General features: G+C 68.3%; 13 protein-coding genes. 4 read left to right on the top strand and 9 right to left on the bottom strand.

Annotation, left to right across the window (positions count from 1 at the left end):
• Positions 1-2: 2 nt before the first annotated feature.
• Complete coding sequence (locus IFT82_RS00355) at positions 3-776, top strand: 3'(2'),5'-bisphosphate nucleotidase CysQ (RefSeq protein ID WP_192123256.1); 774 nt, start codon at positions 3-5, stop codon at positions 774-776.
• 229 nt (positions 777-1005) lie between these two features.
• Here the strand turns inward: IFT82_RS00355 and IFT82_RS00350 are convergent, their stop codons facing one another.
• The 5 genes from IFT82_RS00350 to IFT82_RS00330 all read right to left on the bottom strand — a co-directional run bounded on the left by IFT82_RS00350 (position 1006) and on the right by IFT82_RS00330 (position 8867).
• Positions 1006-1806, bottom strand: a complete 801-nt coding sequence (locus IFT82_RS00350) for a LytR/AlgR family response regulator transcription factor (protein WP_192123254.1) — start codon at positions 1804-1806, stop codon at positions 1006-1008.
• Positions 1803-2975, bottom strand: coding sequence for a sensor histidine kinase (locus tag IFT82_RS00345; RefSeq protein ID WP_192123252.1), 1173 nt, complete (start codon positions 2973-2975; stop codon positions 1803-1805). Before IFT82_RS00345 ends, IFT82_RS00350 begins: the two co-directional genes overlap by 4 nt.
• A 129-nt stretch (positions 2976-3104) precedes the next feature.
• Positions 3105-6578: a TonB-dependent receptor gene (locus IFT82_RS00340; RefSeq protein WP_192123250.1), complete on the bottom strand. Its 3474-nt coding sequence runs from the start codon at positions 6576-6578 to the stop codon at positions 3105-3107.
• Between the two features lie 363 nt (positions 6579-6941).
• Positions 6942-7940: a 4-hydroxyproline epimerase gene (locus IFT82_RS00335; RefSeq protein ID WP_192123248.1), complete on the bottom strand. Its 999-nt coding sequence runs from the start codon at positions 7938-7940 to the stop codon at positions 6942-6944.
• A gap of 12 nt (positions 7941-7952) precedes the next feature.
• Positions 7953-8867 (bottom strand): dihydrodipicolinate synthase family protein, encoded by a 915-nt coding sequence (locus tag IFT82_RS00330; RefSeq protein WP_192123246.1) that lies wholly within the window; start codon positions 8865-8867, stop codon positions 7953-7955.
• 89 nt (positions 8868-8956) lie between these two features.
• Between IFT82_RS00330 and IFT82_RS00325 the strand changes: the two genes are divergently transcribed.
• Together IFT82_RS00325 and IFT82_RS00320 are read left to right on the top strand one after the other, a co-directional pair.
• Positions 8957-10183, top strand: coding sequence for an FAD-dependent oxidoreductase (locus IFT82_RS00325; protein WP_192123244.1), 1227 nt, complete (start codon positions 8957-8959; stop codon positions 10181-10183).
• Positions 10180-11361: a M24 family metallopeptidase gene (locus IFT82_RS00320; RefSeq protein ID WP_192123242.1), complete on the top strand. Its 1182-nt coding sequence runs from the start codon at positions 10180-10182 to the stop codon at positions 11359-11361. Before IFT82_RS00325 ends, IFT82_RS00320 begins: the two co-directional genes overlap by 4 nt.
• A gap of 182 nt (positions 11362-11543) precedes the next feature.
• On the opposite strand, the gene IFT82_RS00315 is transcribed toward IFT82_RS00320, so the two are convergent.
• From IFT82_RS00315 to IFT82_RS00305, 3 genes are read right to left on the bottom strand one after another with little or no spacing between them, the layout of a single operon-like run.
• Positions 11544-13310, bottom strand: a complete 1767-nt coding sequence (locus tag IFT82_RS00315; RefSeq protein WP_192123240.1) for a DUF885 domain-containing protein — start codon at positions 13308-13310, stop codon at positions 11544-11546.
• 9 nt (positions 13311-13319) lie between these two features.
• On the bottom strand, positions 13320-14333 hold the full coding sequence (locus tag IFT82_RS00310) for an Ldh family oxidoreductase (RefSeq protein ID WP_192123238.1): 1014 nt from the start codon (positions 14331-14333) through the stop codon (positions 13320-13322).
• A complete protein-coding gene (locus IFT82_RS00305; protein ID WP_192123236.1) occupies positions 14330-16711 on the bottom strand; it encodes a beta-L-arabinofuranosidase domain-containing protein in 2382 nt (793 codons plus the stop codon). The genes IFT82_RS00310 and IFT82_RS00305 overlap by 4 nt, the downstream gene beginning before the upstream one ends.
• Before the next feature lie 105 nt (positions 16712-16816).
• Here IFT82_RS00305 and IFT82_RS00300 point away from each other — a divergent pair, with 105 nt between their 5' ends.
• Positions 16817-19576 (top strand): DUF5695 domain-containing protein, encoded by a 2760-nt coding sequence (locus IFT82_RS00300; protein WP_342355008.1) that lies wholly within the window; start codon positions 16817-16819, stop codon positions 19574-19576.
• Positions 19577-19621: 45 nt separating this feature from the next.
• Here the strand turns inward: IFT82_RS00300 and IFT82_RS00295 are convergent, their stop codons facing one another.
• Complete coding sequence (locus IFT82_RS00295; protein WP_192123234.1) at positions 19622-22708, bottom strand: glycoside hydrolase family 2 TIM barrel-domain containing protein; 3087 nt, start codon at positions 22706-22708, stop codon at positions 19622-19624.
• Positions 22709-23003 lie beyond the last annotated feature (295 nt).

Here is a 23003-nt window from a genome sequence, read left to right as displayed (position 1 = left end):
GGATGGCGCCGCTGCTGGACGCCGTCGTCGAGATCGCCGCCGCGGCGGGGCAGATGGCGCTCGCGCGCTGGCGCACCGATTTCCGCCGGTGGGAGAAGGAGCCGGGCAGCCCGGTGTGCGAGGTCGATCTGGATGCCGACCGGATGCTCCACGCCCGGCTGTCGGCGCTGTTGCCCGAGGCGGGCTGGCTGTCGGAGGAGACCGCCGATGCGCCCGACCGGCTGGCGCGGCGGCATGTCTGGGTGGTCGATCCGATCGACGGCACCCGCGATTACATCCGCGGGCGCGAGGGCTGGGCGATTTCGGTGGCGCTGATCGAGGATGGGCAACCGGTGATCGCGGTGCTGGACGCCCCCGCCCGGCGCGAACGCTGGTCGGCGACGGCGGGGCGCGGGGCATGGCGCAACGGCGTGCGGCTGGCGGCGGGGGACCGCACGGCCCTGGCCGGTGCGCGGGTGCCCGCGGACGTGCTGCCCCGTACGGACCGCGATTTCGTGGTGGTGGCCAAGCCGAACTCGATCGCGCTGCGCATGGCGATGGTCGCCGCCGACGAGGCCGATCTGGTCGCGACGCTGCGCTGGGGCAACGAATGGGACATCGCCGCCGCGGTGCTGATCGGCGCGGAGGCGGGCGCGGGGGTGAGCGACGCGCTGGGCGCGCCGCTGGCGTTCAACAAGCGCGTACCACAGGCATTCGGCGTGGTGGTGGCGGCACCGGGTATCCACGACGCGGCGATCGAGCGGCTGGCGGAACGGGCGGCGGCGCTGGCCGGGTAATCCTCAAGCGGGTCGGGACGACATTTGCGTGAGCCATCACGTCATGGCGAGCGTAGCGAAACGATCCAGGGCGTCACGCGCCGGGCTATGGATTGCTTCGCTGCGCTCGCCATGACGAATGGGGGTACGTCATCATACCCCGAAGGATACCACCTTCCTGGCGGCGGTACGGGGTGTTCCGCAGAAGACCTGCCGACAGGGGTGGGGGCGGTCGTCACCCCCTGCCCGGTCAGTGGACGAAACGCGCCACCACGTCGCGGTACGAACGGCTGACCTTCACCTGCGCGCCGGACCCCAGCACCAGGAAGCATTCGCCGTTGGTATGCGGCTTCACCTGCTTGACGAGGTCGAGGTTGACGATCGTCGAGCGGTGGATGCGCTGGAACCGGCGCGGGTCGAGCCGCTTTTCGAGGTCCTTCATCGTCTCGCGCAGGATCAGCGTGTTGTCGCCGGTGTAGATGCACATATAGTCGCCGGCCGCGTCGATCCGCTCGATCGTGTCGACATCGACGCGGAAGATCTGGCCACGATCCTTGATGTTGATGAGCTTCTCGAACCGGTTGGCGGAGACGTCGCCGCCATCGGTTTCCATATCGGCGGCGGCATCGGGGGCGTGTTCGGCCAGCACCTCCTTCAGCCGGTCCACCTCCTCCACGCCGCGCTTTTCGGCCAGGCGCTGGCGCACCCGGTCGAGCGTGTCGGCGAGGCGGGTCTCCTCCACCGGTTTCAGCAGGTAATCGACCGCCTGCGCCTCGAACGCGCGCAGGGCATGGTCGCTATAGGCGGTGACGAACACGAACAGCGGCGGCTCCACCTCCATCAGCCCCTGCACCACCGAGAAGCCGTCGAAACCGGGCATCTGGATGTCGAGGAAGACGAGGTCGGGCTTGTGGGTCTTGATGGCGCGGATCGCTTCGCGCCCGTTCATGCATTTTTCAATGATCTCCACGTCTTCGTGCGTTTGCAGCCGAAGCTCCAGCCCCTGGATCGCCAGGGGCTCGTCGTCGACGAGGATGGTACGGATGGTCATGCGGCCTCTCTGTTCACGTCTTCCAGCTGGTAGGGAATCTCGATCTCGACCGAGAAACCGCCAGCGGGCATCGAGCGCGTCTCGAACTTCTGGTCCGGCCCGTAAGCCTGGACCAGTCGTTCGCGTATATTGGTGAGCCCGACACCCGTTGAAAGGCTTGGACTGATCCGCGCCTCGTGCAAGCCGGGGCCGGTATCGGATACGGCGATCTGCACCCGTTCCCCGGCGAGCCGCACGCGGACCGAGATATCGGCGCCTTCCTCCTGCGGAGTGACCGCATATTTGATCGCGTTCTCGACCAGGGGTTGCAGCAGCAGCGAGGGCAGGCGCGCGCGTTCGGCACGGGGATCGACCTCGAACAGCGGGCGCAGGCGATCCTCGAAGCGCATCTTCTCGATCTCCAGATACAGCTTCAGCGTCTCCACCTCCTGCGCGACGGTGACGTGCGCGGTCGGTTCGTTGGCGAGCGTGTAGCGCAGGAACGAGGACAGCCGTGACAGCATCGCATTGGCGCGCTCGGTCTGTTTCAGCAGCACCAGCGTCGAGATCGAGTTGAGCGTGTTGAACAGGAAATGCGGGTTCAACTGGTAGCGCAGCATCGCCAGCTGCGCCGAGGATGCCTGCAATTCGAGCGCGCGCATCTCGTCGATCTGGTTTTCCAGCACGAGGAAGAAGTTGATCGCCACATAGAGCGCCGACCAGCCCGCCAGCACGACGAAGTTCAGGAACAGCGAGCCGGCCACCAGCGTAACGGTGACGCCGGCGGTGCCCGTCTTCAGGAACGAGAAGGAGAAGGCGTTGATGGTCGCGTACAGGATCGTCGCCACCACCAGCGTCGCCACGGCCAGCGGCACGCCGGCGATACGGGGGACGTGCCGGTAATAGCCGTAGCAGGCCGACAGCAGCATCGTGATGCAATAACCGACGATCGCCTCGACGATCACCGGGATGATGAGTTCCAGCCGGAAGCCGTTGGACAGCGACGAGACGCTGCGCAGGAGCAGGTACCCGCCCCAGCCGACCGCCTGCAACGTCCAGAAGGCGCGGGCCTTGTTCTCGAAGAACGGCCGGACGTTGATCGTGCGCCCATGCGGCCCGCGGGCGACATAGGGCGTGGCGGGGGCGGCGGCAGCGGGGCCGGCGGCGGGGGAGGCGGGTAGCGTAGCCATCGATAGAGCGGCTTCTACACGCCCCCGCGCCGTCACGCAAAACGCCGCCGTTCCGATGTGGAACGACGACCCTTCGTCAGGCGACCCGGCGGTGGAACCGACCACCGCCTTCGCGCCGTGGCCGGCGGCTCAGAACGAGAAGCGGGCGCCGACGCGGATCGAGTAGAGCGACTGGTTCACATAGACCTGATCGGTCGGCGTGGTGAAGCTGGTCGTGCCACCCAGCGGTGCGTAGCGATACTGGACGCAGGGCTGGCCCGCGTTGTTCGTGACGACGCCGGTCGCCGCAACGCCCGTGGCGGTGGCTACGGCAAGACACTGAACCTGCGTCACCGCCGCATTGTACGGGAAGGTGTATTCGCGCAACTGGCCCCACTTCTTGTTGATGAAGTTGGTGAGGTTCTCGATATCGGCGAACACCTGAAGGCGCGAACGGCCCAGACCGGTCGGCACTTCCTGCGACACGTGCAGATCGAGGCGCGTGAACCAGCGCGAATTGAACGCGTTACGCGGCGCGATCTTGCCGCGATACTTGGCGAGACCCGACGAGTCGATGAAGTTGTTGAGCGCGGTCTGATATTCGGCGCTGCTGTACGACACCAGCGGGTCGTTCACGGTCGGCACGTACATCAGGTAACGCTGGCCACCGGTGCCGGTCGCGGTGCTGCGGCCGGTGGTGCCGAAGATCGCCGAGCGCGGCGTGCCGCCCGAGGGCTGATAATCCTGGAACGTGTAGCTGTACGGACGACCGATCCGGGTTTCGCCGAACAGGCCGATCTGCGTTTTCGAGTCGCCGAAGAACGCGTGGTCGAAGTTGACGCCGTACTTGAAGAAGTACTTCACCTGGTCGTTCGAGATGCCATAGGCGACGTTGTTCGCATCGACGAATGCGCCGTTGCTGTAGTTGGAGCCAGCGGTCGATGACGTGGCCGGCGACTGATCCTTCACATCCTGATAGGTGAAGCTGCCGTTGATGTTGAGGCCGAAATCCCACGTCTTGTCGAGGCGCGCGACAGCGATATAGGCGCGCCCCTTCTTGGTGTTGGTCAGCAGGATATCGCTGTTGGTGTTGGTGCTGGCGGCGCCGTTCAGAATATCCTGGTAACGCTGGCGACCATCGGGAGTCAGCGAACCGGCGATCGGCTGCGAGCGAATGTCGGTAAAGAACACCTGATTACGCACGTCCGAGTACAGGAAATCGGCCCCGAAGATCCAGTCGTCGCCAAGCGGCCCAAGGTTGGCGGTGTATTCGCCCGACAGGGTGGCGCGCCACTGCGACGGCACCTTGAAGTTCGGATCGAGCGCGTTGACGGTCGAACTGGTCGCGACGGTCGCATTGCCGAGCGTGGTATTGACGCTGGCCGGGATCGAGGTGCCGGTGACATTGTTCAGCGCGGCATTGCCGACCTCAAGCTGCGTCGCAGCCGCGGTTCCGGTCGGGAAGCCGTTATAGCCGGTCGCGGTGCGGGTGAGCGACAGGGAGTTGGTCAACACGCCGGTGTTCGAAAAGCTGTTCGATACGTACACGTCGGGCGTGCCGCCGCCGAAGATACCGCCGCCGCCGCGGATCGACAGACGCCGAGCCGGTTTCCAGTCGAATCCGGCACGCGGCTGGAACAGGTTGAAGCCGGAGATATTGGTCGTGTTGCCGCCGATCACCTTCAGCTGGCCATTGACGACCGCACCATTCGAATAACGCGAAAGGTACGCGTTGCTGAGCGCCGGATTGTCATGCATCGCATAGAGATCGTAGCGCGCGCCGTAAGTGATATTCAGCGTTGGCGTGATCCGCCAGTTGTCCATGATACCGAAGGTGTAGCTTTGATAGCCGAACTTGGCGGCTGCGGCGTCCGGATTGAACGCGTCGAGGCCATTGTTGGCGCGGATCGCGTTGCCATAGGCGAAGGTGCTGGCACGACGCGCCTGGAAATCGGCGATCGAGTCGAAGTAGTAGCTGCCAGCGCTGTTCTGCAGGAACGAGTTGAAGATCGACACGTCCTGGATTTCAGTGAAGACGCGCAGATCGTGGTCGTTCATCGTCAGGCGCGCCTGAACGAGGCCGCCCCAGGTTTCGGTGTACAGCTCGTTGGTCTGGCGGGAGCTGTCCGGACCGAACGACACCACCGCGTCGGTGCCGGCGCGGCCGGTGACGCTGGATTCGCAGCCCGTCAGCGACCCGATCGAGGTCGGGTTGGTGCAGACGCGCATCTGCGCGAAGCCGCGACCGTTCAGTGGTTCCTGAATGCGGGTATAGTGCTTGTAGAAACCGCGTGCTTCGGTCGAGAAGGTGTCCGACCAGTCGGAGTTCAGCTGGACGACCCCGGTGTGCAGACGGTTGCCCTGCGTATAGGCGTTTGACGCCAGACCCAGGCCGGGGCTGCCGGTGGTGATCGTGCTGAACGTGTTGTTGAGCAGCGTCACGCCGTCATCGGCATAGGTGTAGGTGAGGGCCAGGCGCTGGCGATCGGACAGGTTCGCGTCGATCCGCGCGACGACGCGGTCGTCCTTGTCGTTCAGGCTGCGCTGCACGCCGCCGGTGTCGTAGTTGTAGACGCTCTGTGCGATCGCGGAAACCTGATCGACCTGTGCCTGTGTCAGGTTGGGGATCGCGGTGCCGGCATTGTTGTCGGTCGGACCTTCCGGGATCGGACGGCCGCCGCGCAGACGCTCACCCGCAACCATGAAGAACAGCTTGTCCTTGATGATCGGCCCGGAAAGCTCGGCACCGTAATTGTCGATCTTGAAGTTCGGCACCGTGGCGCGGCCGTTCAGGATGCCGGGACCGGGCTTCGTCTTCTTGCCGACGAATTCGTCACCCGAACGGGCGTAGAAGCCGGTGCCGTGGAATTCGTTGGTGCCCGACTTCAGGATGATGTTGATCGCACCACCCTGGAAATTGCCCTGACGCACGTCATAGGGGGCGACCTGTGCCTGGAACTGGCCGATCGCATCGAACGGGATCGGCGAGCGGCGGCTGGGCAGGCCATCGGCGTTGAGGCCGAAATTGTCGGTGATCGGCACGCCATCGACCGTGAAGCGGTTATAGCGCGCATTCTGGCCGGCGAACGAGATCGCCCGACCGCCGGTCGGCGTGTCGTCAAGCCGGGCAAACGGATCACGACGCGACAGATCGCGAATGTCGCGGTTGAGGCTGGCGATGTTCGCGATATCGGCCGCGTTCAGCACGGTGGCCGGCCCCTGCGACACGGTGCGCGCATTGGGCAGGCGGGCGGCGGTGACGACGATCTCCTCGCCGGTGCCGGCCGCGCCTTCGGCGGTCAGCTCGATCGGCAGTTCGAAGGTCTGCGCGACGACGGTGCTGATCTCGGTCACCTGCGCGGACGAGAAGCCGGGTGCGCTCACACTGACGGTGTAGGGGCCGCCGGGGCGGAGGCCCGTGGCGGTGAAGCTGCCGCCGGCGTCCGTGGTGGTGTTGACGGTGGTGCCCTGAGACTGGCTGACGATCGTCACGGTGGCACCGGGCACGGCCGTGCCGTTCGCGGTCACGGTGCCGCGAATGGACGACGTGGTCTCCTGCGCCATCGCGCCGGCTGGCGCGACGATCGCGATCGCGGCGACGCCCAAGAACAGATTGTTCCGCATCTGAATTTTCCCCTTTTGGGCTGACGCCCCGAACCCCGCGGCATCGCCGCTCTACGGCCACGCCCCTGTGCGTGGATTATGTCTGTTCCATGACAGATGCGAGTCGGTTCCCTCCGCATGTGCAAAGGTTTATGCTGCGTTGCCGAAATGCCACGACAGGATCGGGGCGGCCCGATCGCGAACGGGGTGGTATGAACGGGCCCCACCCGGCTACGCCGTCTCCGCGCGGGGCGCCGCGCCCCGCGACCGGCCGGGTCCGGATGGGCGATGGGATAACCCCCGGCGACGATTACCCAATTTGGGTGGAGGGATCACCCGATGCGGGAGGGACCAGGGCCAGGATCGCGGCGGGGGACGGTGCCGTCATCGGACGGCGAACCCCTTGGCAAACGGATCGGCGGCGTCGATCCAGATCGTGTTGAAACCGGTGGCGATCGCCGATCCCTCGATCGAAGGGATGATCGCCGGTATCCCGCCGAGGTGCGTCGCCGCCTCCACCCGGCCGATGAAGCGGCTGCCGATATAGCTTTCGTGGACGAAGCGATCGCCCGGCGCCAGCGTGCCGCGATCCGCCAGATGCGCCAGCCGGGCGGAGGTGCCGGTGCCACACGGGCTGCGGTCGATCGCGCCCTCGCCGTAGAAGACGGCGTTGCGGCCGTCCGCGCCTTCCCCGCGCGGGGCATCCGCCCATAACACATGGCTGACGCCGCGGATGGTGGGGTCGAGCGGATGCACCGGATCGATCGCCGCCCGCATCGCGGCACGCACGCGGCGGCCCATCTCGACCAGCCATTCCGCGCCCATCGCGTCCAGCCCGCGATAGCCGCCCTGCGGCTCGACGATGGCGTAGTAATTGCCGCCATAGGCGACGTCGACGGTCAGCGGCCCGACCCCCTCGACATCGATCGCCACGCCCCTGGCCGCGACGAAGGCGGGGACGTTGGTGATGCGGACCGCGGTAACGCGGTCGCCCGCCGTCTCATAGGCGATGTCGATGATCCCGGCGGGCACCTCGACGCGCAGCCGCCCCGGCACGGCGGGCTGGATCAGCCCGTGTTCCAGCCCGAAGGTGACGATCCCGATCGTGCCGTGCCCGCACATCGGCAGGCAGCCCGAGGTTTCGATGAACAGGATGCCGATATCGGCATCGTCGCGCGTCGGCGGATAGAGGAACCCGCCCGACATCATCGCGTGGCCGCGCGGCTCGAAGCACAGCCCGGTGCGGATCCAGTCGAACCGCGCCAGGAAATCCTGGCGGCGTTCCGACATCGACGCGCCGCGCAGCAGCGGCGCCCCGCCGACGACCAGACGGACCGGGTTACCGGCGGTATGGCCGTCGATGCAGAAGAAGGTGTGGCGCATCGCTCGACGGTATCAGGCGGCCTTGGCGACCGAAAGCGTCGGCCGGGTCGCCGCCGCCTTCTCGACCATCGCGATCACCTGCGCACGGCGTTCGCCCTCCAGCGGATAGCGCGGCGGCAGGACCCGTTCCGAGCCACGGCCCATGACCTGTTCCGCCAGTTTGATCGACTGGACGAGATCATGTTCGGCATCGAGGTGGAGAAGCGGCATGAACCAGCGATAGATTTCCATCGCCTTGGCATGGTCGCCGCGCTTGAACGCGTTGACCAGCTCCACCGATTCCCGGGGGAAGGCGTTGGTGAGGCCGGAGACCCAGCCCTGCGCCCCGAGGTACAGCCCCTCCAGCGCGACGTCGTCCAGCCCGGCGAACAGGACGTAGCGGTCGCCGAACGCGTTCCTCACATCGGTGAAACGCCGCGTGTCGGGGGCCGATTCCTTGATCGCGACGATGTTCGGCACGTCCGCGACCATCGCCAGCACCTGGTTGTCGATCTGGGTGCGATAGGCGGGCGGATTGTTGTAGAGCATGATCGGCAACCCGGTCTGCTCCGCCACGCCGCGGAAATGCGCGGCCAGTTCCTTCGCCTTGGGCACATAGACCATCGGCGGCAGCAGCATGAGGCCGTTCGCCCCCGCCTTTTCGGCCGCCTGCGCATAGCCGGCGGCACGGCGGGTGTCGTATTCGGACACGCCGGTGACGACCGGGATGCGGCCGTCCACCACCTCGACGATCGCGGTCAGCACCGATATCTTCTCGTCGAAGGTCAGCGAGTTGTTCTCGCCCACCGTGCCGAGCGCGATCAGGCCGGTGATGCCGTCGCGGATCAGGTCGTCGACCACGCGCTGGGTATCGGCCAGGTCGATCGACAGGTCCTCCCGAATCTGCGTGGTCACCGCCGGGAAAACACCTTGCCAATCGATCGTCATTATCATGTCCCGATACTTGTTTACGTGAATCGTATACGATACCACCATGTGGTGATCAAGAAGGAAAACCACATGCGGGAACACAGGCCGTGACGGTGGCGGTGATCGGCGGCGGCATCGTCGGGCGCGCGGTGGCGCTGTCGCTGGCGCGTCGTGGCGAACGGGTGACGATGATCGATCCCGCCGCCGACCGGTCGGCGCCATCGTGGGGCAATGCCGGGCATCTGGCGACCGAACAGGTCGCGCCGCTCGCCTCGCCCGCGATGATCTGCAGCGTGCCGGGGCGGCTGTTCGCGCGGGGCGGGCCGCTCGACCTGCCGGTGGCGCAGGCCGGGACGTGGTTGCCGTTCGCGATCCGGCTGCTGGCGGCGTCCACCCCCACGCGGTTCGCGGCGGGATCGGCCGCGCTGCGCGGGTTGCTGGCGGGGGCGATGCCGGCATGGCGGCGGCTGGTCGCGGCGGTCGACGCCGGCGACCTGCTCCGCGAGGACGGACATTTCGTCACCTGGCCCGATGCCGTCCGCGCCGCGGCGGGGATCGCCCAGTGGCGGGCGGCGGATATCGGCACCACCCGGATCGACGCCGCCACCGACGCCGACCTCGCCCGACTGCGGTCGCTGTCGCCGCAGGTGGCGGCGGCGATCCGCTTCACCGGCAGTGGCCAGATCGCCGATCTCGACCGGCTCGCACAGGCGCTGGACACGGCGCTGGCGGCGGCCGGGGTCGAGACGGTGCGCGATACGGCGACGCTGTTCCGCGATGGCGACCGGATGACGATCCGGGGCATCGCGGCCGATCGCATCGTGATCGCCGCCGGGATCGGATCGGCCGCGCCGATGGCGGTCGCCGGGCATCGCGTGCCGCTGATCGCCGAGCGTGGCTATCATATCCGGGGGCAGGCCGAGCGGTGGCCCGCCGACCTGCCGCCGGTGGTGTTCGAGGATCGGTCGATCATCGTCACGCGCTACGCCGACAGCGTGCAGGTGGCGGGCTTCGTCGAACTGGGGCGGGCGGATGCCGCGCCGGACCCGCGCAAATGGGCGCGGCTGGAGCGGCACGTCGCCGAACTGGGCCTGCCGATCGCGGGGCCGTTCCGTCGCTGGATGGGTGCGCGGCCGACGCTGCCGGATTATCTGCCGGCGATCGGCCGCTCGACCCGCGCCGACAATCTGTATTATGCCTTCGGCCACCAGCATCTGGGGCTGACGCTGGCCGCGGTGACCGGAGAGCTGGTCGCCGACCTGCTGACCGGCGCCACGCCCGCGATCGACCTTTCGCCCTTCGCCATCGACCGTTTCCGAAAGCTGACGCCATGACCATCGGCCGTTCCGACGCCACCACCCAGCTTGCCGCGATCACCCCGCCGGCGCATCGCGTGCCACCGATCGCGGCGGATGAATATGCCGTCCGGCTGGACCGCGCGCGGGCGCTGACCGCGGCGGCGGGCGCGGGGGTGTTGCTGGTCCATACCGGGTCCAGCCTGCGTTACTTCACCGGCGTGCCCTGGGGCGCGACCGAGCGGATGGTGGCGCTGCTGCTGCCGGTCGCGGGCGAGCCGGTGATGATCTGCCCGCGGTTCGAGCTCGGCTCGCTGGAGGCCGATCTGACGATTTCCGCCGATCTGCGGCTGTGGGAGGAGGACGAGAACCCGGTCGCGCTGGTCGCGGATGCCGCCCGCGGGATGGGGGCGGTCGCGGTCGATCCGCTGATGCCGTTCGCGTGGGCGGAACGGCTGCGCGGCTTCGGCATCGCGCTGGTCGACGGCGCGCCGGCGATCGACGGGTGCCGGATGGTGAAGTCGGCGGCCGAACTCGCCTGCCTGACAGAGGCGAAGGCGATGACGCTGGAGGTGCAGGCCCGCGCCGCCGCGATCCTGCGGCCCGGCATCGCCGCGAGCGAGGTGATCCGTTTCATCGATGCCGCGCACCACGCGATCGGGGGTGGCGGCTCGTTCTTCTGCGCGGTGCAGTTCGGCCGCGCGACCGCGTTTCCGCACGGGTTGCCCGGCGACCAGCGCTTGGCGGAAGACGAACTGGTGCTGATCGACACCGGTTGCCGCGTCCACGGCTATCATTCCGACATCACCCGCACCTATGCGTTCGGATCGGTGGCGCAGGACATCCGCGATATCTGGGATGTCGAACACGCGGCACAGGCGGCCGCCTTCGCCGCCGCGGGACCCGGCGTGCCGTGCGAGGCGGTGGACGCGGCGGCGCGGGTGGTGCTGGAGGGGGCGGGGCTTGGCCCCGGCTATCACCTGCCGGGTCTGCCGCACCGCACGGGCCACGGCATCGGCCTGTCGATCCACGAACCCGCCAATCTGGTGCGGGGCGACACCACGCCGATGGCGCCGGGCATGTGCTTCTCCAACGAGCCGATGATCGTCGTGCCCGACCGGTTCGGGGTGCGGCTGGAGGATCATTTCCATGTCACCGATACCGGCGCCGCATGGTTCACCACGCCGCAGCCGTCGATCGACCGGCCGTTCGGGTAAAGGGCGGGAGCGGGGCCTGGCCTGAGCGTGACGTCATGGGATGCGAGCGCAGCTAGAGCCGGATGACATCAGGTCGAACCGGATGTTCGTCGTTGCGAGCGGAGCGAAGCAATCCAGGGCGTTCTGGTCCGGCGCTGGATTGCTTCGCTGCGCTCGCCATGACGGAACGGAGTGGGCTGATATCAGGGCGTGAGCGGATAAGGCCCCTTGCCGCCATCGGCGATGAAGCGGTCAACCCGCGCATCGACCAGCGGCAACGGCACCGATCCCAGCGACAGCATGGCATCGTGGAAGGCGCGGATATCGAATTTCGCGCCCAGCGCCTTTTCCGCCTTCGCGCGCCCGGCGAGGAAGGTCAGTTCGCCCATGTAATAGCTGAGGGCTTGGCCCGGCCAGGCGATGTAACGGTCGACCTCGGTCGTGATCTCGTGGGTCGACAGCGCGGTGTTGTCCCGCAGGAAGGCCTGTGCCCGTTCGCGCGTCCAGCCACGCGTATGGATGCCGGTGTCGACCACCAATCGGGCGGCGCGCCACATCTGGTAGCTGAGCATTCCGAACGTCTCGTAGGGGGTGTGGTACAGCCCCATATCCTCGCCCAGTGCCTCGCAATACAGTGCCCAGCCCTCGCCATAGGCAGAGATATAGGTGTTGCGGCGATAGTCGGGCAGCCCCTCCAGCTCCATCGCGAACGGCATCTGCCATGCATGGCCGGGTGCGCTTTCGTGCAGCGTCAGCGCGGGCAGCGAGTAGAGCGGGCGCGCCGACAGGTTCCAGGTGTTGACCAGATAGATGCCGGGACCACCGCGCCCGCCGGTGTAGAAGGGCGCGAGATCGGCCGGCACCGGTTCGATCGCGAAGCGGGCGCGGGGCAGGCGGCCGAACCAGCGGGACGCCTTGCCGTCGAATTCCTTGGCGGTCCATGCCGCCCGGTCGAGCAACGCCTGCGGCGTCTTCACGTAGAATTGCGGGTCGGTCCGCAGGAAGTTCAGGAAACCGGGCAGATCGCCCCGCCATGCCACCTGTTTCATCACCTCGCCCATCCGGGTGCGGATTCTGGCGACCTCGGCCAGGCCGATTGTGTGGATCTGGTCGGCGGACTGATCGCGGGTGACATATTCGGCGATCTTGGACGCGTAATAGGCGCGACCGTCCGGCAGATCATAGGCCGCCAGCGTCCGCCGTGCGCCGGGGATGTAGTCGTCGCGCAGGAAGGCGAGCAGCGTCGCGTGCGCCGGCACCACCGATGCCGCGATCAGCCGCTTCGCCTCCGCGCGCAGCGCCGCTTGCGTGGCGGCGGGGATGGTGGCGGGCATGTCCCTGAACGGCGCGTAGAAGGGGGAGGCGTCGGTGCCGCCTGCCTTCACCACCTCGGCCACCCCGATGTCGCGACCCTTGAGCGTGATCTGCGGCGGGGTGAAGCCGCGCTTCAGGCCGGCACGCATGTTGGCGATATTCTGGTCGAAATAACGTGGGATATCGCCAAGCAGCGTCAGATAGCCACGATACGCCTTTTCGGTGCGGTAGGTCGCGCGGCTGGCATAGCCCAGGTCGATCCAGAAGCTGGTATCGGCGGTCAGGGGCTTTTCGTAATCGCGGAACCGCTGTTCGGCGAGCAGTGCGGCGATCTGGCCGCGATAGACGGCGTAGTTGTCGCGGGCCGCCGGCGACAGGCTGGCTGGCGGTATCGCGTCGAGCGCCGCCAGCGTTTCGGTCCACCGCTTGGTCTTGGCCGCCTGCATGGCGGGGCCGACATCGGGCAGTCCGCGTGCCTCGTCCTGCGGTGTGTCCTCGTCCCCCGCCGACAACGTGCCGCGCCACTTGTATTCGGCCGCCGCCAGCGCATCGAACCGCGCGTCGGCGCCGGTGGCGGCGGTTGACGCCGGTGGCGTCTGCGCCGCGGCGGGCAGGGGGGCGAGAGCGGTCAGGAGCAGCGCGGGAAGGAGCCTCATGCAATATCCTCAGGTCACGGCGTCGATATCGGCGATCAGTTGCCGGGGGATCAGCACGCCATCGCGCAGGCTGACCGCGCGGGCGGCATGGCGGCGCGATCCGGGCAGGCGCGCGCCCTGTCCCTCGATGCCGGCGAACACCGCCTCGGCCCGCGCCAGATGACCGGCGGCAGCATCGCCCAGGAAACCGGCGGGATCGATCGCGAGGATCAGCTCGCCCCCGATCGGCGAGCCCTTGCGGCCCGCGTCGGCGGCCAGCGATTCGGCGCTGGTCAGGTCGCCGATCAGCGGCCCGGCGACCAGTTCCACCATCGTCGCCAGCGCGGAGCCCTTGTGCCCGCCGAAGGTGCGCATCGCGCCGGCCAGCACCGTGGCCGCATCATCGGTGTCGCCGCCGTCGGGGGCGTGGCCCCAGTCGGTCGGTATCCGCTGGCCGGCGCGGCGGTGCAGTTCGATCTCGCCGCGCGCGACCATCGAGGTGGCGAAGTCGAACACGAACGGCGTGCCGCCGGGGCGGGGCCAGCCGAAGGCGATCGGATTGGTCCCGAACAGCGACTTCGTGCCGCCGGCGGGGGCGACCCAAGCATGGCTGGGGGTGAAGGCGAGCGCAACGAGGCCGTCATCGACCAGCGCCTCGATCTCGGGCCAGAGCGCGGCGAAATGGACCACGTCGTTCAGCGCCAGCGCGGCGATGCCGCCCGCCCGCGCCGCCTCCACCAGCAGGGGGCGCCCGGTCTCGAACGCTAGCTGCGCGAAGCCGCCGCCCCCATCGACCCGCACCAGCCCCGGCTTCAGCCGCGAGGCGACGGGCACCGCATCCGGCACCACCACCCCGCTCGCGACGCTGTGCGCGGCGACGAGCAGGCGGTACAGCCCATGCGCGCCGCACCCGTCGCGCTCGCCCGCCACCATCGTCTCCGCCACCGCGGCGACATGGGCGGGCGACAGGCCGACCCGGGTCAGCGTGGCGCGCGCATAGTCGCGTACCTCGGCCAGCGTCATCCGGACATGATCGTCGCTCATACGGTGGGTGCCGGGGTCGTCGCGGGCTTCGCGGTGAACAGCCGCATCCCGAACACCGGGCCGGCGCTGTTCCGGTCATGCGGCACGACGCGCACCTTCACCTGTTTCTTGCCGCGGGTCAGCGCCTCGGGCAGCGGATAATCGACATCGAAGAACTGGCCGGGCCGGTCCGCGTCCAGCGACTGGGTGGCGATGCGCTGGTTGTCGATCAGGATGTCGAAGCTGCGCTTGCGCTCGTCACCCCAATAGGTCGCCTGCAACATCAGCGGCCCCGGCTTCACCGCCATCGTGAACTCGAAGAACCCGCCGCTGCGCGCGTCGCGGCCGGAGCGACCGCGATAGGACACGGGATAGGAGATGTCCGAGGTCAGCTGGTGATCGCGTTCGGGTTGCATCTCGCCCAGGTGCATCACGTCGACCGAGCGGGCGGCGAGGTCCTTCTGGCGGGCCTGTTCCGTCAGGAAGGCGGCTTCTTCCACCTGCCATTCGGCCGCGGTGAAACGCTTGAAATACACCGCGCTGCGGCGGTCGTGCTGGCGGTAGAAGGGCACGAAGCTGAGGTCGCCGGGACGGACCAGACCATCGGTTTCATACTGCGCCTGGTCCATCGCGACGGGGCGAAAGCGCGCGATCAGATCGGTGCCGACCATCGCGGGATCGGGCCGGTCCCATGCCCCGTCGGCGCGCCCCAGATCGCCGGCCAGCACCAGCGGGCCGCGCAGCACCGCGACCGTCCGGTCGTCGCCCGGTGTTGCCTCCAGCCGCAGGTCGAGCGGCAGGCGGATGGTGACCGTGTCGCCCTTCTTCCAGCGCCGCTCGACGATGGCATAGCCGCCTGCGCGCGCCGCCGTCACCGGCTTGCCGTTGAGAAACAGATCGGCCGAGGCCGCATAGCCGGGCACGCGCAACGCGACGGGAAAGGTGCCGGGCTTGCCCAGCGCGTCGAAGCGCAACGTCGCCTCGCCCTCGAACGGCCAGGCGGTGGCGAGGCCGACCTTCGCATCGCGCGCGGCCCAGCGCGCGTCGGCGGGGATGTAGAGGTTGACGATCAGCGTGTCGCCGCCTTCCCAGAAGATGCTTTCGCCGTGCTTGGCATGGCTTTCCATGCCGGTGCCGACGCAGCACCAGAATTCCTCGCCGTCCATCGCCGAATATTCGCGCTTCGCCCCGGTCATCAGCGGGGTCATGTAGGTGAAGCCGCCGTTCACCGGTTCCTGCTGCGCCATGACGTGGTTCAGGTGCGCGCGTTCATAATAGTCGAACAGCGCGCCGTCGGGCTGCCACGAATAGAGCTGCCGCGTCAGTTTCAGCATGTTGTACGTGTTGCAATGCTCGCATGTCTGTTCGGTGATGTGCTGTGCGATGGTGTCGGGCGCGGTGAAATATTCGCGGTCGGCATTGCCGCCGATCACGTAGCTGTGATGACGCGTCACCTGTTCCCAGAAGAAGCGGGCGGCGGTGCCATGCGCCGGATTGCCGGTGATCTCGTACAGGCGGGCCAGCCCGATCAGCTTGGGCACCTGCGTGTTGGCGTGGATGTTCGCCAGTTCGTCGCGCTTCTCGCTGAGCGGCGTCAGCACCTTCTTGTGATAGATCCGCTCCGCCAGCTTCAGCCAGCGCGGATCGCCGGTGCGGGCGTGGAGTTCGGCGAAGCTTTCGTTCAGGCCGCCATGTTCGCAGGCCAGCACCGTCTGCACCTGTTCGTCGTCCAGCGCCGCGAACACCCGCTCGATATAGGCGCCCAGCCCGGTAGCGATCGCCATCGCCCCGGGGTTGGGGCCGATATGGTCGATGACGTCGAACAGACCGGTATAGAGCTTGTGCCAATTGTAGAACGGCACCCAGCAACCGTTGAGGTCGAACCCGGCGGAGCGGATGTCGCCGCGCATGATCTCCGGAAAGATCTCCTTGCCGTCGACGACCTGGCCGTCCTTGCGCTTGCGGGTGAAGCCCGCCACATAGCCGTCGCCGTTCTTGGCCTGACACGCGGCGAGCTCGTCGATGATGTAGGCGGCACGGCGCGCGCAGTCGTCGCAGCCGATCTGGGCATGGGTCAGCGCCAGCCCCGACAGGTAATGACCCAGCGTGTGGCCGGCGATGGTATCGCTTTCCCAGCCGCCATAGACCTTTGCCTTGGGGGGCAGGCCGGCGAAGGCATGGAAATTGTGGAGCAGCCGGTCGGGTTCGAGCCGCAGCAGATAGGCGCGGTTGACCTCGACCGCATGGGCGAAGTCGGAGGGGCGCAGCCGGACGGCGGAGAGCGGCAGCGCCCTGGCCTTGGCCGGCAGGGCGGCGGTCATGGCGCGAGCGGCGGGGGGCAGGGCGGCGAGGGGCAGGGTGGCGCCGCTCATCAGGAAGGTGCGGCGACCGATCGACATTTCCATCTCCCAATAATATAGTATACGATAATCAGGCGGTGGACGATGGTCAACCATTCATGCCGTGTTACCATCGCCGAGGCGAGCCGGGGGAGAATATCAGGCGTGCGTATCGACAAGCTGTTGCCGACTGTCCTGCTGGCGATCCCGCCGCTGCTTGCCGCCGCGCCGGTCGCCGTTCCCCAGGCCCCGGCGGTGCCCGCCGTTCCGCCTGCGCCGGCCGCGCCGACCGAGGATCGCTACGCCGTCGGGGTGTTCGACATGGCGCTGCGCCGCGACACGCAGACGCTGGCGCGGCTGGCACCGCGCGGCGAGGGCGGGTTCGATTTCCTGCCGTCGAACCGCGCGGGCGAGCGGCGGGGCGACGGATACAACCATGTCGGCGACATCCATGTCCGGCTGCGCACCGGGGATGGCGCGTGGCGCGACTATTCCTCCGCGCGCACCCGCCGGCCGGTGCGGCCGCTGGCCCCCGGTGGCGCGGTGATCGCGCGAGCCGACATCACCGCGTCGATGGGCGACGGCTTTCCTTTGACGGTCGAGCGCGCCTGGGTGCAGCAGGACGGGGCGCCCGCGATGCGCATCACCATCGCCAATCCCGGCAAGCAGGCGGTGGAGATCGGCGCGCTGGGGCTGCCGATGGTGTTCGACAACATCATCAGCGGCCGGTCGCTGGAACAGGCCCATGCGCAGGCCAGCTTCGTCGATCCCTATGTCGGGCAGGATGCCGGCTATCTGCAGGTGACGCGGCTGAACGGAAAGGGCCCGGCGCTGCTGGTTGTGCCGGACGCCCGCACCCCGCTGGAGGAATACCGCATCCTGCGCGAGGCGAGGCGGCAGCCGGCGGGCGACGTCTTCACCGATCGCAGCCCGCGCGAACAGACGTCGGAGGGGTTCTACGACTGGATGGTCGCGAGCAGGGCGATGGCGGGCGAGGTGCCGAACCCCGTCGCCGGCAAGGCGGGGGCGCCGTGGAACCCGGCGAGCGGCTTCACGCTGGCACCCGGCGAGCGGCGGACGATCGGCATCCGCTTCGTCGCGGCACCCTCGATCCGCGCGATCGAACCGACGCTGACGACAGCGGGCCGGCCGCTGGCGATCGGCATCCCCGGTTACGTCGTGCCGACCGACGCCCCCGCCGACCTGTTCGTGAAGGCCGGCCAGCCGATCCGGTCGGTGACGGTATCCCCCGCCGGCGCGATGACGCTGACCCCGGCCAGGGCGCCGACCGGCTGGGCGCGCTATACGGTGAAGGGCAGCGGCTGGGGCCGGGCGCGGGTGGCGATCACCTATGCCGATGGCAGCGTGCAGGCGGTGCATTACTATGTCACGAAGCCGCTGGCGCAGGTGTCCGCCGATCTCGGGCGGTTCGCCACGACGCGGCAGTGGTTCGACGACAAGGCCGATCCGTTCGGCCGCGCGCCCGCGATCCTGACCTATGACCGGCAGGCGGACCGCATCGTCACGCAGGACCAGCGGGTCTGGATCGCGGGGATGAGCGACGAGGGCGGCGCCGGCGCCTGGGTGGCGGCGGCGATGAAGCAGCTCGACCATCCCGAGCCGGGCGAGGTCGCCAAGCTGGAACGGCTGGTGAATGAAACGGTCGTCGGCAAGCTCCAGATCGCCGAAGGTCGCCATGCGGGCGGGGTGAAAAAGAGCCTGTTCTGGTACGATCCCGCACGCTTCGGCCGCTATTACGACGCATCCGTCGACTGGAGCACCTGGGCATCGTGGAAGAAGGAACAGGCCGACGATCTCGGCCGCTCCTACAACTATCCGCATGTCGCCGCCGGTCACTGGGTGCTGTACCGGCTGGCGCGCAACCATTTCGGGCTGGTCACCCGCCACGACTGGCGCTGGTATCTGGGCTGGGCCCACAAAACGACGGTCGCGATGATGCGCGATGCACCGCATTATGCCGAGTTCGGCCAGATGGAGGGCGAGATATTCCTCGAAATCCTGCTCGACCTGAAGCGCGAAGGGATGACCGCCGAGGCGACCGAGGTCGAAGGGCTGATGCGCAAGCGCGCCGATCACTGGCGGACGCTGGCCTATCCGTTCGGCAGCGAGATGGCGTGGGATTCGACCGGCCAGCCGGAGGTCTATGCCTGGATGCGGTATTTCGGTCATGCGAAGGAAGCCGCGATCACGCGCGAGGTGATCCTGGGCTATGACCCCACGGTGCCGCATTGGGGCTATAACGGCAATGCGCGCCGCTATTGGGATTTCCTGTACGGCGGCAAGATCAAGCGGATCGAGCGGCAGCTGCACCATTACGGATCGGCGCTGAACGCGGTGCCGCTGTTCGACGCCTTCCGCCGCGATCCCGCCGACCTTCACCTGCTGCGCGTCGCTTATGGCGGGTTCATGGGCGGGATCACCAATGTCGATCGCGACGGCTTCGCCGCCGCCGGCTTCCATTCGGAACCGGACGTGATGGACTGGGACCCGATGACGGGGGATTATGGCATGGGTTATTTCGGCCATGCCTATGCCGCCGCGACCTATCTGGTGCGCGATCCGGCGCTGGGCTGGCTGGGCTTCGGCGGCACCGTGGCGGAGCGCGGGGACGCGGTGGCGGTGACGCCGCACGACGGCGCGCGCACCCGGCTGTTCGTGGCGCCGGCGGGGCAGTGGATCACGCTGGCGGCGGGCACCATCGCCCGCGCCGAATGGCAGCCCGCGCGACGCCGCATCGTGCTGACGCTTGATGCGGCGAGTGCGACGACCCCGGCGGCGCGGCTGCTGGTCGAGGCGCCGGCGGGGGGCGCGGCCTATGCGCCCGATCGCGGCACGGCGGCGCGCGGCATGTGGACCGTGCCGCTGGGCCGGGGGCCGCAGACGGTGATCCTGTCGGCGCGTTGATGGGGGGCGGCGCACCGATGGGGGCGGCGCGCTGGCCCGCCGGCTTTACGGCCGGTCGGCGCCGATCGTGAAGCTGTAGGACAACGGCTTCACCGCGATGCGATAGGGCATGTGCGCCCGGCCATCGAGGTTCCAGCCGGTGTCGCCGCCGACCCCCGCCTGCGCCGCGTCGATCAGCAGCGTGCCGTCGCCGTGCGGGCGGATGTCGCTGCTGTGCCGGGCGGTTTCCAGATCGTCATAGGGGAAGGGCAGGGCGTTGACCGACAGCGGCCGGGCGCCCGTGACGCGCAGCCCCGGTACGCCGGCACCGGTCAGCGCGATCCAGCGCACATCCTGCTTGCTGCCCGACTCCTGCGGCCGGGCATAGCCGTGATACTGGTCGGCCAGCGCCCCCTGCCAGATCGCGACCAGCCCGCCGGTCTTGCGATCGGCATAGGTTTCGTGCGGCCCTCGCCCGAACCAGCGGACCCGGTCGAGCGCGGCGGGCGTGCGGAAGGCGAGGCCGACGCGCAGTGGATCGGGGAGCGTGGTGCGCAGCGGGGTGAAATCGACCTCCGCCCGCACCGTGCCGTCCGCCGCCATCGTCCAGCGGGTGACCGTCTTCACCGATCCGACGCCCATGTCATGGCGGACGACGATCGCATCGCCCTCACCCGCGACCCCGTCGACGCGGCGGTTCCGGGAGAACTGCTTCCACATCGCATGGCTCTTCGGCACGCCGCTGCCGATGTCGTTGTCGGTCGGCGCCCGCCAGAAATCGGGGGCGCCGCCGGTCAGCAGCGTGCGGTCCCCGCGCGCATAGCGGCGGACGAGGCCGGTGGCGCGATCGATCTCCAGCACCGCATCGCCCGCCGCCAGCCGCAGCACGTCACCCGCCGCGACCGGCGCGACGGTGGCGGTGGCGGCGGCCGGTTCGCGCGGGGCCGTCAGCGGAAACTGTTCCCAGCCGACGACATGGCCCGCCGCGACCATCGGGATCGCCCCCGGCTTCGCGCGGGCGCGCAGTACCAGGATACGTTCCGCGCCCGCATCGCGGGCGGGTGGCGGGGTGAAGGCGAGGGGGGCGTGGCCGCCGGGCGCCACCACCGGCGTGGGGATCATACCGCTGGCGACGGCGCGGCCATCCTCCATCATCGTCCAGTCCAGCGTGAAGCGCGACAGGTCGATATGGTCGTGCCGGTTCTCGACCGCGTATCCGGGCCGCATCTGCGCGAAGGCGATTGGCGACTGGACCTTCGCCAGCTCGAAATATTCCGGGTCGGGCGTGCGGTCCGATCGGATCACGCCGTCGCCGACCGGGCTGTCGTCACCGCCCTTGTTGGCGAAATCGGGCCCTTGCGCGAAATAGTCGCGGCCCGCCTTGTCCTTCAGGATGATCGTCTGGTCGACCCAGTCCCATACGAAGCCGCCCTGCAGCTTCGGGTAGCGCCGCATCACGTCCCAGTAATCCGCGAAATTGCCCAGGCTGTTGCCCATCGCGTGGGCGTATTCGCACAGGATCAGCGGCTGGGTGAGGCCGGGTTGCTGCGCGTAATCGGCCAGTTTCCACACATCGTCGTACATCGGCGCGAAGATATCGACATAGGTGTTCACCGGATGGCGCCAGCCGCTCATGCTCCAGCCGAGGAAGCTGACGAGCCGCGACGGGTCGCGCGCCTTCACCCATTTCGCCGCCGCCTCGAAACTGGTGCCGATGCCGGTTTCGTTGCCCAGCGACCAGAAGATGATCGACGGATGGCTCTTGTCCCGCTCCACCATCCGTTCCACCCGGTCGAGATGCGCGGCACGCCATTCGGGCTTGTTGCCGAGGAGGACGGCGGGATCGTTGTCGTTCTGCTGCGACAGGCTGAGATAGCCGTGGCTCTCGATATCCGCCTCGTCCATCACGTACAGGCCATATTCGTCGGCGAGATCGTACCAGCGCGGATCGTTGGGATAATGCGAGGTGCGGACCGCGTTGACGTTTGCCTGCTTCATCAGTTCGATATCGCGGCGCATCGTCCCCTCCGAGACGATGCGGAAGCTGTGCGGATCATGTTCGTGGCGATTGACGCCGCGGATCATGATGCGACGGCCGTTCACCCGCACCTCCCCGCCCGCGATCTCGACGGTGCGGAAGCCGATGCGGCGGCTGGTCGCCTCGATCAACCGGCCCTTCGCATCGACCAGTTCGACCAGCAACGTGTAGAGGTCGGGCGTCTCCGCGCTCCACGGCCGGATCGCGGGCAGGGTGGCGTCGAGGGCCGCCTTGCCGCCCGCCACGGGCATCTCCCGCGTCAGCAGCGGGCGCTTGCCGTCGAGCAAGGTGGCGCGCAACCGGGCCGTCGGGTCGGTCGTGCCGGCGACGTCGACCGCCAGCGTCAGGCGACCGTCGCGATAGGCACGGTCCAGCCCGGCGCCGACCGACAGGTCGCGGATGCGCGTGGCGGGCGCGGCATACAGGGTGATGCCGCGTTCGATGCCGTTGACGCGCCAGAAGTCCTGATCCTCCAGATAGCTGCCATCGGCGTAACGATAGAGTTCGATCGCCACCGTGTTGCGGCCCGGCCGGGCGGCGGCGGTCACGTCGAACTCGGCGGGCAGTTTCGAATCCTCCGAATAGCCGACGCGGACGCCGTTGACCCAGATGTAATAGGCGGCACCCGCCGCCCCGACCGTCAGCAGCAGGCGCCGCCCCGCGAAATGCGCGGGCACGGTAAAATCGCGCCGGTACGATCCGACCTCGTTCAGCGTGTGATCGATCCAGGGCTGGTTGCGCGGAAAGGGATAACCCGAGCCCACGAACACCGGCCCGCCATGCCCCTGCGCCTGCAGGATGCCGGGCACCGTCACCGTGCCCCAGCTGGATACGTCGTAGTCGGGCCGGTGGAAATCCGCCGGCCGCGCCTCCGGCGTGGGCGACAGATGGAAGCGCCAGTCGCCATCGAGCGACAGGTGATACCGCGACCGGCGCACGTCGCGCGACAGGGCGCCCGCCCGCGTCTCGAACCCGTCGAAGGTCGCGTGCATCGGCTCCGCGCCTTGGCGGATTACCTCGGGCCGTTCCCATTCGGCGGGGGCCGGGACCTGCGCCGCCAGCGGCATGGCGACCGCCGCGAGGAGGAGGGCGATGGTCGGGTAGCGGCGCATCATATGGGTTTCCGGTCGCGGCGGGCGGCGCATCGGCCCGTGCGCCTTGACCCACATGACGGGGGGTTAGGTCAAGCCGTCGCGGGACCCGCCGCCGCATAACCGCGGTTCGGCCCGGGGGGGCTCCTGTCACAAGCCAATGAAGTACAAGGCATCAAGGCCTGGGCGACCTTGCGCGAGTATGTGGCGACCGCCTGCATGATCGCAGCGGGCCGAATCGGCTCCTCGGCGCCAGAAGCGCGTTCTCCACGATCTCGGGTCACCTTCGTGATACCCCCGGAGGCCGGAGAACGGCAGG

This window comes from Sphingomonas sp. CFBP 8760, from assembly GCF_014841615.1.
Taxonomy (GTDB): Bacteria; Pseudomonadota; Alphaproteobacteria; order Sphingomonadales; family Sphingomonadaceae; genus Sphingomonas.
Note: the sequence above shows the minus strand (reverse complement) of the source record. Positions and strands in the feature narration are given on the sequence as shown.